This is a genomic window from Pyrinomonas methylaliphatogenes (genome assembly GCF_000820845.2).
Taxonomy (GTDB): Bacteria; Acidobacteriota; Blastocatellia; order Pyrinomonadales; family Pyrinomonadaceae; genus Pyrinomonas; species Pyrinomonas methylaliphatogenes.
Genome location: NZ_CBXV010000002.1, coordinates 1 through 13,399, shown reverse-complemented (window position 1 = coordinate 13,399; position 13,399 = coordinate 1). Strand labels below are relative to the sequence as shown.

The 13,399-nt window shown below is 59.6% G+C and carries 7 protein-coding genes; 4 read left to right on the top strand and 3 right to left on the bottom strand.

All coding sequences use genetic code 11. The features are described 5' to 3' along the window. Positions 1-12 precede the first annotated feature (12 nt). Both PYK22_RS01715 and PYK22_RS01710 read left to right on the top strand, forming a co-directional pair. The gene (locus PYK22_RS01715; RefSeq protein WP_211197583.1) at positions 13-1,515 is read left to right on the top strand and encodes a phospholipase D-like domain-containing protein; all 1,503 of its coding nucleotides are present in this window, start codon (positions 13-15) and stop codon (positions 1,513-1,515) included. A 38-nt stretch (positions 1,516-1,553) separates the two neighbouring features. Then, a complete protein-coding gene (locus tag PYK22_RS01710; RefSeq protein WP_041973770.1) occupies positions 1,554-2,702 on the top strand; it encodes a baeRF10 domain-containing protein in 1,149 nt (382 codons plus the stop codon). Positions 2,703-2,775: 73 nt separating this feature from the next. Here the strand turns inward: PYK22_RS01710 and PYK22_RS01705 are convergent, their stop codons facing one another. Further along, the gene (locus PYK22_RS01705) at positions 2,776-3,342 is read right to left on the bottom strand and encodes a hypothetical protein (protein ID WP_041973767.1); all 567 of its coding nucleotides are present in this window, start codon (positions 3,340-3,342) and stop codon (positions 2,776-2,778) included. A gap of 342 nt (positions 3,343-3,684) precedes the next feature. On the opposite strand from PYK22_RS01705, the gene PYK22_RS01700 reads away from it, so the two are divergent. Then, on the top strand, positions 3,685-6,093 hold the full coding sequence (locus PYK22_RS01700) for an alpha-L-rhamnosidase-related protein (protein ID WP_041973765.1): 2,409 nt from the start codon (positions 3,685-3,687) through the stop codon (positions 6,091-6,093). Between the two features lie 443 nt (positions 6,094-6,536). Next, a complete protein-coding gene (locus tag PYK22_RS01695) occupies positions 6,537-10,127 on the top strand; it encodes a TonB-dependent receptor (protein WP_162199771.1) in 3,591 nt (1,196 codons plus the stop codon). Between the two features lie 232 nt (positions 10,128-10,359). Here PYK22_RS01695 and PYK22_RS01690 read toward each other — a convergent pair whose 3' ends face one another. Both PYK22_RS01690 and PYK22_RS01685 read right to left on the bottom strand, forming a co-directional pair. Further along, positions 10,360-11,577, bottom strand: a complete 1,218-nt coding sequence (locus tag PYK22_RS01690) for an SGNH/GDSL hydrolase family protein (RefSeq protein WP_157770613.1) — start codon at positions 11,575-11,577, stop codon at positions 10,360-10,362. Positions 11,578-11,769: 192 nt separating this feature from the next. After that, positions 11,770-13,200, bottom strand: a complete 1,431-nt coding sequence (locus PYK22_RS01685) for a glycoside hydrolase family 125 protein (RefSeq protein ID WP_211197582.1) — start codon at positions 13,198-13,200, stop codon at positions 11,770-11,772. Between the last annotated feature and the right edge of the window lie 199 nt (positions 13,201-13,399).

Genomic DNA, 13,399 nt, shown 5'->3' with positions numbered 1-13,399 from the left:
ATTTTCGAGGAGTTGCCTCAGGAGAGAGTGCGTCGAAGCAGAACGAGGGTTTGGTTGCCTGGGCGGGCCAGCTACGAGTCGGTCTCGCCCGTTCGCACGCTCGCCGAGCAAGCCTTTTCGCGCGCCGCAGGTGCGCCGCTCGTCACGGGCAATCGCGTCCGTCTGCTCAAAGATGCCGCCGAAAACTATCCGGCATGGTTGGACGCGATCGCGTCAGCAACGCGCACGGTCCATTTCGAATGCTACATCATTCACGAAGACGACGTTGGACGACAGTTCGCCGAAGCTTTGATGGAAAAGGCCGCGCAGGGCGTGCGCGTCCGTTTGATCTATGATTGGCTCGGCGCGCTCGGCGCGGCGTCGCGCAAATTCTGGCGTTGGTTGCAAGGGGCGGGCGTCGAGGTGCGCTGTTTCAACCCGCCGCAGCTCGATAGCCCGTTCGGTTGGCTGAGCCGCGATCATCGCAAGGTGCTTATCATCGACGGGCGAATCGGTTTCGTCTCAGGGTTGTGCGTCGGTCAGGATTGGGTCGGTTATCCGGAGAAGGGCATCGAGCCGTGGCGCGACACGGGAGTTGAGATTCGCGGCCCGGCGGTGGCCGATCTGGAACTCGCGTTCGCGCAGAGTTGGGCGGCGACCGGCGACCCGCTGCCACCCGAAACGTTGCCGGCACGCGAGCAGATCGCGCCCGAAGGCGACGTCGCTTTGCGCGTCATCGCTGGCGTGCCGAATTCCGCCGGCACTTACCGGCTGGACCAGTTGATCGCCGCCGCCGCGCGACGGACGCTCTGGTTGACGGACGCTTATTTCGTCGGCACGACGCCGTACGTGCAAGCGTTGCGCTCGGCGGCGATGGATGGCGTCGATGTGCGTTTGCTCGTCCCCGGCGCGAGCGATGTCGTCTTGATGCGGGCGCTGTCGCGCGCTGGCTACCGTCCGCTGCTCGAAGCTGGCGTGCGCATCTTCGAGTGGAACGGGCCGATGATTCACGCCAAAACGGCCGTGGCCGATGGCCGTTGGGCGCGCGTCGGGTCGAGCAACCTGAACATCGCCAGTTGGATCGGGAATTGGGAATTGGATGTCGCCATCGAAGACGAAAGCTTCGCCCGTCGGATGGAAGAGATGTATCTAGAGGACTTGAGAAGTGCGACCGAAATCGTGTTGGGGGCGCGGCGGCGCGTCGAGCCGCTCGCGCCGCGGCGCAAAAAACGTCGTCCGCGCATCGGGCACGGCAGTACGAGCCGCGCTGCGGCAGGCATGGTGCGTATCGGTAACGTCGTCGAGGCGGCGATCACAGATCATCGCGCGCTCGGCCCAGCCGAGGCGCGCATCATGCTGTTTGCCGGATTGCTGTTGCTCGGTTTGACCGCGCTGGGCATCCTGTGGCCGATGGCGTTTATAATCCCGCTCGCCGTGCTCATGGCGTGGACCGGATTGGCGCTCGTTTATCGGGCTTGGGAACTCCATTCTAAAAGCGAAGCGCCATCGCCGAGCATGCAACCGCGCAAAAACTGAGCGAACTCTTAATTCTTTTCGATCAGGGAGGTGGAGCGATGATTAGCAAAAGCGAGATCGAAGCTTTGATGATGCGCGAGGCTAAAGCTGGAAGTCGCGTGCTCAGCGTCTTCCTTCACGTCGAGCCAGCCGAAGCGACCAATATCAATCACGCTTTCATGGTGCAGTTCAAAAACGCCATTCGTCCGATAGAGCAGAGCGTCTCGGCGCAAGGCGATAAGAATCTGCAGCGGGAGTTGGCCCTCGACAGCGAGCGCGTGCAGCGCTTCATCAACGATTACGAAGCTCATGCGCGTAGCCTCGCTATCTTCTGCGACGCCTCCGATGATCTTTTCTGGACGCGCCCCATCAACGTCCCCTTGCGCGTCGGAGCGCGTTGGGAAGAGACGCCTTACGTTCGACCGTTGCTGGAGCTGTTCGATGAATACGAACGTTACGGCGTGATCTTGACCGATAGCGAGCGCGCGCGCCTGTTCACTGTCTTCCTCGGCGAGATCGAAGAGCAACGCGAAGCGTTCAACGAGCTCGAGGTCCGCCACATCAAGACGACCGGCACCGATCATTCGCGGTCGCAGATGAACATTCAACGGAAGGCGGACGAACACGCGAAGCATCACCTGAAAGTCGTGGCGGAGATGATGGATGATCTATCGCGTCGGTATGAGTTCGATCGCCTGATACTGGCCGGACCGATCGAAGTGACGAGCGAACTGACCGATCTTCTGCCGAAGCATCTTCAAACGCGCGTCGTCGCCGCGATCGCTTTGCCGATCGAAGCGAGTGCGAGCGACGTCTTACGCGAGACGCTGCGCATCGAAGAGGATGTCGAACGGCGTCGCGAGATGCAGACGGTCGAAGATCTGATCGCCGCAGCGCATAAGAACGCGCAGGCCGTGCTCGGACTGGAGCCGACATTGCGCGCTTTGCAGGAAGGGCGCATCCTGCGGCTCGTCTATTCCAACGCGCTGCGTGTTGACGGCGCGCGTTGTGAAAAGTGCGGGGCGCTCTTCGCCAGCCTGCGCGAAGGATGCGATTACTGCGGGGCGAAACTCCGCGCCGTGGATGATCTAATCGAAGAGATTGTGGCGAGGGTCTCAGATCAAGGCGCGCGCGTCGAATTGGTGAACGGTGAGGCGAGCGATCGCCTGCAAGCCGAAGGCGGCATCGGAGCCTTCTTACGCTATTGAAACGAACTCCCGTCGCTCGAACGAAAAAGGCCGGATGACGTCATCCGGCCTGAGCATCTATGGCGCGGCGGTTTTAAATCGCCCGCGCCGTGATCCGTCGCGCGCGCGCGATCGCTGGCCAATTGGCGAAATTAAGGTCTTGCCTGAGACGCGCAAGGTGCGATTTGACGACGCGCCGGAGCATGTCGTTGTATCGAGCTGCGATCTCTTCGAGCTTGCGTAGATCTCTCTGCATCTGCTCGATGATCGCGCTCGCCGAAGCCTTCTCCTTGCCCTCCCTTTTCGCCGGAAAGATTTGCAGACGCAGTTCGCGGTCGCTGATCTCACAGCGCAACGTGTCCGCCGTCCGAATGCGTTCTAGGCCGAAGGCGAGCAGCGTCGCATCCCCATCGAAAGGGACGCTGATCGTCAACGTCCCGGTCGCTTGAAAACCTTCGCCGGATCGGTAATCGACCCGCCTCTTTTCGGTGAACAGTTGCGGGGCGCGGAGAAGGTATCTTGAGAGCAATTGATCGGACAATTGATTTTCATCATGGCTGACAAGGCAGTGATTGCCGAGTCCTTCGATCTCCTGGATGAGTTGTGAACAACGGAAGCTCAAATATTTCTCAAGATCGCCGCCTTGAAAGAACCGATTCATCGTTCTGCCTCCTCCTTGAAAAGGTTGACTGTTGCCCCACAGCGCTCGAGCGATATCAGGGGGATTCACTCGCCCGACCTTCTGTGGGAAGGCGGATAGCACAGTGAGAACAGGCGTCTTGAGCGCACGTTCCGCTTGCAACCGCCGATCGCGGGGGACGTGTTTGCCTGTAACTATAAACCCATTCGGTCTTTTTGCAAAGGCTCGGCGAAAGGTCAGATCGGGCGGCTCGGTCAACGGGTTTGAACCGATCGAGATCTTCACTCGAGCTTGATCGGTGATGATCAGTTGAGACAGACTTAGGCGGCCTTCGCGTAAAAAGGAAGACCGGCGAGGTGATAGATGACAAAAAGGGCGCTCGGCATCGCTTGGTTGATCTTCATCTTCAACCTTTCAGCCCACGCCGATCTGCGCATCAATCCTGAACTGCTGCAGAAGCGTTGGAGCGCGCGCTGGATTTCGGTCCCCGGCGCTTCGCCGACCGGCTACGGTGTCTATCATTTTCGACGAACCTTCGAATTGAAAGCGAAGCCAGCTTCCTTCGTCATTCACGTGACGGCTGACAATCGCTATCAGCTCTATGTGAATGGGAAGCGCGTAAGCTCAGGGCCAGCGCGCGGCGACCTGCTTCATTGGCGGTTCGAGACGGTCGATATCGCCCCACATCTTCGTGTCGGCAAAAACGTTCTGGCGGCGGTGGTTTGGAATTTCGCGGAGTATGCGCCGGAAGCGCAGATCAGCCGCCGGACCGGTTTCCTGTTGCAGGGCGATACGGAAGCGGAGCGCATCGTCGATACCGGTCGAGCTTGGCGGTGCACGCGGAACGAGGCGTATCGCCCGTTGCCTGTAAGCGCGCAGGACGTGATGGGATACTACGCGGCTGGACCGGGCGAGCAGGTTTTAGCCGCTCGCTACCCATGGGGATGGGAGCTGCCGGATTTCGACGACGCGGATTGGCCGATGGCGGAAGAGGGCGAATACGGCCTGCCGCGCGAAGCGTGGGACAATCGCACGCGGTCGGCTTGGGAACTGGGGTCGAGTTCGTGGCTTCTGGTCCCGCGTTCGATCCCGCCGATGGAAGAAAGATTGGTCCGGTTGCAGAGGGTGCGAAGATCGCTCGGGATCGAAGCGCCAAACTCTTTCCCGCAACAAGCTGGTCAGTTGCTCATACCGGCGCACGCGCGGGTCGAATTGTTGCTGGACCAGTCCTACCTCATTACAGCCTACCCGGAATTGATCGTCAGCGGCGGCAAGGACGCGACGATTTCGTTGAGATATGCGGAAGCATTGTGGGTGCCCGGAAAACATGAGAAGAGGAACAGGGATCAAGTGGAAGGGCTGGAGTTCCACGGTCTTCGCGACCTCTTCATCGCCGATGGCGGGCGAGGCCGCTTGTTCCGCCCGCTTTGGTGGCGCGCCTACCGTTACTTGGAGTTGAAGATCGAAACGGAAGATGAGCCGCTCGTGCTCGAAGATCTGCGCGGCATCTACACGGGATATCCGTTCGCGCAGCGCGCACGATTCGAGTCGGATGAAGCGGAACTGCAGAAGATCCTGGAGATCGGTTGGCGCACGGTGCGGGCGTGCGCTCATGAGACTTTCATGGATTGCCCTTACTACGAACAGTTGCAGTATGTGGGGGACGCGCGCGTGCAAGCTTTGGTTACATTCTACATGGCGGGCGATGGCCGATTGGCGCGCAACGCGATCGAAGCGATCGACGCCTCGCGCGCTTCCGACGGTCTGACGATGAGCCGGGCGCCGACGCGCACCCTGCAATACATCCCGCCGTTCTCTCTGTGGTGGATCGGGATGCTGCACGATTATTGGTACTATCAAGATGATGCGGGCTTCGTCCGGCGCATGTTGCCGGGAGTGCGCGCCGTGCTCGAATTCTTCTCTGCACGCCTGAAGGAGAACGGCTCGCTCGGGCGCGTGCCGTGGTGGAATTTCGTCGATTGGGCGCGCGAGTGGGCCGCGGGCGTGCCCCCGGTGGAAGACGATGGCGCATCGGCGCTGCTCGACTTGCAGCTTCTGCTCGCCTACAACTGGGCTGCCGAGATGGAACGCGCGCTCGGCTCGAAATGGCTCGCCGACGAGTATGAACGGAAGGCTGAACGGCTTCGCGCCGCGAGCCGAGAGCTTTATTGGGACAGTGGACGGCAGCTCTTCGCCGACACGCCGCGCAAAGCGAGCTTTTCGCAACAGACGAACGCGCTGGCCATCCTGGCCGACGTGGTTCGCGGCGAAGAGGCGCGTGCTCTCATGCGGAAGATCCTCGAAGATCGTTCCTTGGTCCAGTGCTCGATCTATTTCCGGCATTACCTGCATTCCGCTCTGAACAAGGTCGGGGAAGGGGATCGCTACTTGGATCTGCTCGCTCCCTGGCGCGAGATGATCGCTCAAGGGCTCACGACCTGGGCGGAGATCGCCGATCTGACGACGCGCTCGGATTGTCACGGCTGGGGGGCGAGCCCGAACTACGAACTCTTCCGCACGGTCCTCGGCATAGATTCGGCGGCCCCAGGATTTCGGCGCGTCATCATCCGCCCCTTTCTCGGCAGATTGAAGCGGGCATCCGGGACCATTCCGCATCCGAAAGGCGCGGTGCGCGTCAGCTTAGTAATAGAAGAGAACCGGCTGAGCGCGAAGATCTCGCTCCCTGCGGGAGTCACGGGCGAACTGGTCTGGCGAGGCGTGCGGCGGCAGCTTCCAGCGGGCGAGTCGAGCCTAGTCGTGCGCGGGCGCTAGTTCTGTTTGTTCGCGCCCAGAGCGTTTTGGAGAGGGCGAAAAAAGTAAGTTTGAAAAAAAAAGTATTGACAAGCGAACGAATCAGTAATAAGCTATGCGCCGCTTTACGGGGCTCGGTCGAAAATCCAGCGGTTTTTCAGTCTAAAGCTCAAGGGAGAGAGTAGTTTCGAGGCTTGAAGCCGAGAGGCTCGAAAAGACGGTTAAGGGTTCGGTTATAGTTTGATTGTTAGACAAATTAAGTGTGAGCTTAGCGCGTTGCTGAACGAAAGATGAAGTTCCGCAACCGCCTTTCTCGCTTCACGGGCGATTTGTCTTGGGGCTGAATTAGTTCTGACAGTGTCTTTGACGACCCGTTCGGGGTCGCTGATGGCCAGATGGTTCACCGGCTCTCAGTTGGAGATCGCACTCTCGATCTTTGCAGGAGGCTTTGACAAACAATGCTGATGATCAGGCATCAGAAAGTTCCATGGCGTCTGCGGGGCGATTGCTGTCCGTTCAAGTCGGCGTGCGGTCTATTCGTCGGCTTTCTGCTCTTGCTTGCTTTTGCCCCAGCCCTTCGAGCGCAGACGAGTGGTAGCGCGACGCTGCGTGTGACCGTCAAGGATCCAAATGGGGCCGTGGTGCCCAAAGCTACGGTGATCCTGACGAGCGATCGCACGGGCGATCAGCGGCGCGCCGAGACGAGCGGCGAGGGGACGACGACGTTCGCTTCGCTCGATCCCGGCACTTACACGCTGCGTGTCGAAGCGACCAATTTCAAAGCTGCTCAACAGAAGGTGCGCCTCAGTCCGAACGATACGCGCGGCGTGGACGTGCAACTCGAAGTCGGCGCTCCGACGGAGACGGTCACTGTGACGGCGGAAGCCGAACAGATTCAGACCGAGACGGGGGCGAAGGAGAACACGATCACCGCACAGCAGATCGACAACCTTTCGATCGTCAGCCGCAGCGCGCTCGAACTATTGCGCATCCTTCCAGGCGTCGTCGCTCCGAGCTCGGATGATGCGGGATTCCAAGCGATCAGCTTCAATTCGGGGGCGAACGCTAACAACCGTTACAACGTCAACGGGCTTCGCGGCGAGGAGAACACGATCTCGATCGACGGGTCGCGCGTGATCGACATCGGTTCCAATAACGGGACGATCATCACGGCGAACCCCGACATGGTGCAGGAGGTCAAGGTTCAAACGAGCAACTACGCCGCCGAGTATGGGGCGAGCGGCATTCAAATCACTGCGACGACCAAGGGCGGCGGGCGCGAATTTCACGGCTCGGTTTATGACTATATCCGCAATTGGCGGTTGAATGCGAACGATCGATCCAGAAGCATCTTCGGCCTCGATCGACAGAAGGAGACTTATCAGTATCCGGGCGGCAACCTCGGTGGACCGGTCTGCTTGCCGCGCCTTGGCGAGGGCGGCCCTGTCGGCAAGTGCTGGCGTGATAAGCTCTTCTTCTTCTTCGGCTTCGAGGTGCAGCGGCAGAAAGTCGACCCGGGCACACGGTTCGATGTCGTTCCGACGTTGGATCAGCGTCAGGGCCGGAATTTCCGGAATCAGAATAACGGGACGATCTTCAATTTGGATCCCAGTCAGATTACGCCAATCGGCAGGGCGCTCATCAACCTCTACCCGTTGCCTAACTTCACGGACCCGAGCGGAAGGTTCAATTATCAATTCAGCGGTCTACAGCCGATCAATCGCACGCAGGGCGTCCTGCGCATCGACTACAAGCCGAGCGAGAAGGTGACCGCTTACTTGCGCTTGGCACGCGAATCCGAGAGCCAAGATTACGCTCGCGGTTTGTGGTGGAATCCATCCGCTTATGAGCTCCCATCCCACGTCGTGGGCACGAATTTGGGACGTTCTGCGGCGCTCAACATCACCGCCATCATCAGCCCGACGATGACCAACGAGACGGTGTTGAGCGGAAGCAAGCTTCAGCTCGATAACGATTATCGAGAACCGGACAAAGTCTCCTTGAGTGCGCTCGGCATCTCCAACTACAAGGGGCCCTTTGGACAGCAATCTCCATATGCCCCAGTCGCTCTGATCACTTCGTGGGGCGGTTTGACCTCCGGTGATATGTGGGAGCCGGGAGGGTTGCCGTTGTTTGCCCATAACTCCAGCTTCTCGCTGTCAGACACGTTGACCAAGGTCAGCGGCGCGCATGCGATGAAGTTCGGCGTCTTCATCGAGCAGGCCAACAAATATCAGAACCTGCAGAGTGACGCCGAAGGTCGCTTCATCTACGCCCCGTGGGGCAACGGTTCGACCGGGAACGAGTTCGCCGACATACTTGTCGGTAGACCAGCGCAGTACGTTCAAGGAACGCGCACGCCGACGGGCAAGTGGCGGTTCTATAACTACGAAGCCTTCGCTCAGGATAGCTGGAAGGTGCGGCCCAACATCACGCTCGAATATGGCTTGAGGTTCGCCTACTTCCCGAATAACAAAGAGTTGACAGGGAAGGCGGTTAGGTTTGATCCTTCCGCCTACGTCCGCTCGGCAGGGGTTTTGATCAACAACGATCCGAGCAGGCCCAATGGCGTCTTGCTCGCATCGCGAGGTCAGATACCTGCCGGGTTAGTGGACAATCCATCTCCGCGTTGGATGCCGCGCCTCGGCTTCGCTTGGGATATCGGCGGTAAAGGCGAGATGGTGATACGGGGCGGAGCTGGCGTCTTCTACAACCGTGTGCAGGGTAACTACCAGTACTACTCGATCACGCAACCGCCCAACGCCTATTCGGCGACCTTCGACGGGTACGCCTTCAACTTGAATTACGTGAATTTGCCGAACATCAATCCGTTCGCGCAGGTTGGCTCGATAGCTTTGTCGTCGGCCAATCCCGAATCGAACGATATCCCAAGGATAACCAACGCCAGCTTGACGCTCGAACGGCGTATGCCGTTTGGCAACATCTTCACCGTCGGTTACGTTGGGACCTTCGGGCGGCACCTGCCTGACATCCGCAACATCAACTACATTCCGCCTGGAAGACTTCTGAGCGGCACAGTTGGCAACGCCAACCTCGCCGATCCCGTCCAGCGGGTGGCCGTTGGCGGACAAAGCAGCGTGCTGGCCCAGTTCAGGCCATATCCGGCCTACACTTCGATCAACTACTACGAGTATAACGCGACGTCAGCTTACCACTCGTTACAGGCGACGCTCAGCAAACGGACGGGTAATTTGACCTACTTTGCGACGTACACGTTCTCTAAAGCGCTCGGTACTACGGGCGTGAACGAGACGGACGGCAACGGGGTCGATCCGATCGATATGCGCGGGCGAAGCTGGGGCGTCTTGCCGTTCGATAGGACGCACATCTTCAACCTGTCGTACAACTACAACCTACCTCAGCTCGCGCGCGGAGCGTTCGATAACTGGTTCATGCGAGGCGTGCTGAACGGTTGGCAGATGTCCGGCATCACGACCTACGCGAGCGGCATCCCGATCCGTCTGCGCTTCTCGGGCGATATCGGGCCGACCGGAGCGATGACGATCGGTTGGTTCGGAACCGACGCCTTCGGTCAAGGGCCGCAATCGCTCGGAGGGATCACGCCCGTCTTCTTGAGGAACCCACAGATCAACGGCGGCAGCGGCATCGGCGATCGGATGTTCGATCTGAGCGCCATCGCCATCCCGGCCTTCGGACAGACCGGTCCGACCGTGCCACCGTTCTATCTGCGCAGCCCGCACCGCTGGAACCACGACGTCTCGTTCTTCAAGAACTTCAAGATCTCGGAGACGAAGAAGTTGCAGTTCCGCGCCGGGTTCTTCAACATCTTCAATCTGGCCTATCCGCAGTGGTTCGGCATCGACAACGCGGATAACGACATCGACACCCGTTTGATCGTCAGGTGCAACGTGAGGGTCAACGGCGTGCCGAACGGTACGGGTGGAACTTCGGATAACGTCTGCGATCCGACGAAGGGGTTCACCTTCGATCCGACGACCGTCAATAACTTCGGCAAGATCGTCAAGAAACGCGGTCACCGCGTCGTCGAACTTGCCTTGAAGTTCTACTTCTAACCGGCCTCTCAATCCCTTACCTGAAACAGGGCGCTTCCGGAAGCGCCCTGTTTTCTTTACCGTTTTAAGAAAGCGCTATCGTTCTTTCGGCGGGAATCGAAATCTCTTCTCTTAACGCGCCTACCGCATCGCGCTGATCGGCTGGCCGGGAAGACAATAGGAGCCGTCGGAGTCGAAGCATCTGGCAAAAATATAGCGCGGAGCCATTCCGTTTCGGCTCCGCGCCACCGAATCAAGGTAAGCGTGCGATGCTGATGCGATACTGGTGTGGCTGCGCGAGCGTTCGCTCTTGGGCTGTAATCTCGGCATCGAGAGCGTCGAAGGCGGAAAGGACTTGAGAGACGCTTCGGTATTGACCATCGAGCGGCACCTCTATCTGTCGCCAACGCAGGAAGAATAGATCGGCCCGGCGTCTGACCAGACCGGCTAACTTGTCCGTCGCTTCGCGCGCTTCTTTGGAGAGCGCGCTGATCGGGATGCCGCCTTCCAGCTCTTGCGCCGAATATTCCACCGCATCCCCATCGTCAACGCGCACCTTATAACGGCCCGCGGGCAGACCGTTAAGCTTCAAGCGGACCCGTCCGATCTCTTCGATCAGCGGCCTCGTCCGACGCATCTCTTCCGATGGGATGGGACTGGGCCACGGAAGAGGCGCGTTGAGGGTGAGAGTCGCCGAACCGTCGCCGCTCAAAGTTAGGGATCTAGTTAGTTCCATCCCGTTCGGCGGCGCGCCCCACGCCCGCAAGATCTCCGCCGCCATCAGCAGTTGGCCGTCCGCTTCCGGATGTACTCCGTCTGGCACGAAGGTGTAAGAGGCATTGATCTGTTTCGCTTCGCGGAGCGCCGCAGTGGTCGCTTCGTGTAGATCGATGATGGGCACACCCTCGCGCGCGGCGATCCTCTTGGCCGCTTCGCTATAGCGGTCGAGCACTTCGTTATAGCGGTCCGTATGCGACCAAGCGGGGCGGCGCGTGCCGTCATAAACGGTCGGCGTCATGACGTAGATGCGCGCCTGCGTCTGCGCTTTAAGCGTGCGGATGATGGCCGTCAATCCATCCTCATAGACTTTGAGGATTGCCGGATCGAAGTCTTTATACTGACCGTCGTTCATACCGAAGAGCAGAGTGACGACGGTCGGTCGGCGATCGATCACATCGCGTTTGATGCGCGCAAGCCCTCCAACGCCGGCACATGGTTGACAATCGTTGCCGGTGACTTTATCGCCACCCCAACCGACGTTGATAAAGGTTATGCGACGGTCAGGATAGCGCGTGAGCACGTAGTGTTCGATGTATGTGGTGTAAAGCCTCTGTTCGGTGATGCTGTCGCCGAAGAAGACGACGCGGTCTCCATCGCGAAGGGCAAAATCGCGCGCCGGTTGTTGGGCTGCGGCGACCGCGCCGAAGGCGATAAGCAAGAAGATGCTGCAGATCTTACGACGAAGGTTCATCTTTCCGACTCCTTTCCTGCTGAAGAATCCGACATCGAAATCCCGGCGACCTCGATGCGACATCGCTCCCATTTGAATCGGCTCGACCTCTTGATAACGGCGCCGCTCCTTTGTTTAGCCCGATCGGTCCGGTCGCTTCGCCCCGTCGCTTGGAAGGCCGGAGTTCTGCGAGTAGCCCTTGCCGATCGAGCGTTAAGCGCGCAATAGCTGCGGCCTTTCGGCAAACAGTTTCAGGATGAGTTCGCCGAAGAGCGTATTAGCCCAAGCGAACCACGCGCGCGTGAAGCGTTTCGGATCATCTTTGTGAAAGGCTTCGTGCATGAAGCCCGTTCCGGCGTGCGTCGCTTTCAGCATTCGCAAGCAAGCCTTTATCTCGCCATCATCCGCGCTGGTCATGGCGCGCATGATGATGCTCAGCGGCCAGATCATATTGAGTCCGACGTGCGGCCCGCCGATGCCTTCACCAAACGCGCCGCGGAAGAAGTAAGGGTTATCTTCGCTGAGAACGAAGGCGCGCGTTCTTTGATAGATCGCATCTTCGCGCGCGCAGTAGCCCAAATAGGGCAGGGCGAGCAGACTCGGAACGTTGGCGTCATCCATGAAGAGCCGGTTGCCGAAACCATCCACTTCGTAGGCCCAGATCGCGCCGTACCCCAGATGTCGGGCGATGCCGAACTTGCGCGCAGCTTCATCTACCTCGCTGGCGAGAGCCGCGCATTCGCGGGCAAACGCCGCATCCTTCGTCTCCAGCGAGAAGATCTCGCTCAGTTGGCGAAGGACGACGACAGCGAAGAGGTTGGATGGGATCAAAAGGGGATAGATGCAGGCGTCATCCGAAGGGCGAAAGGCCGAGTGGATCAGTCCGCACGGTCGCGTCGGATTGCCAAGTCCGTCGAGCGGCAACGTATCGGCGGCGCGACTCGTGACTCTTTGAAAGCGGTATGGGCCCGGTCCGTGTAAGCGTTGCTGCTCGCGGAAGGTGCGAACGATCAAGCGCATCGCTCGCTGCCAGTCTGCGTCGAAGAGGGAAGCATCGCCAGTCTGTCGCCAGTAACCGTAAGCCAATCGCACGACGTAGCAAAGAGAATCAACCTCCCATTTGCGCTCGTGCAGCTCCGGCTTCATCTCGGTCAAGTCTTTTTGCCACGGACCGCCCGTCGGCCCATCGTTGAACGCATTGGCATAAGGGTCGATCAAGACGCAGCGCGTCTGGCGGCGGATGACGCCAGCGAGGAGCAGCTTGAGTCTCGGATCATCTTTGGCAAACGGCAGATAGGGCCAGACCTGCGCCGTCGAATCGCGCAGCCACATGGCCGGAATGTCGCCGGTGATGACGAAAGTGTCGGGCCGACCGTCCTGCATGCGGAAGCGGACGGTGGTATCGAGCGTGTTCGGAAAGCAGTTCTCGAACATCCACGCGAGCTCTTCATCGGCGATCGCGCGTTTGACCCGGGCGATCTCGGCTTCGATGGCTTCGCTCGTGAAGGCCCGCTTGTCTAGGGGCGGTCGCTGGCTTTTGAAGTCAAAAGCGGCTCCCGGCGCGCGTTCAACGCCCATGCCGACAGCCGCCAGCGCCGCCCCGGTCCGCTTCAACATCTCGCGCCGCGTCATCCTGCCTTCCATCTTCCGCTCGGGTTACGCCGTCCGCCGCGGCTAAACTGAAGTTATGGCCATAACTTCAGTTCACTCGCGAGCTGAAGTGTTGGCCATAACTTCAGTTTAGCCGCGGCGGACGGCGTAACCCGAGCGGAAGATGGAAGGCAGGATGACGCGGCGCGAGATGTTGAAGCGGACCGGGGCGGCGCTGGCGGCTGTCGGCATG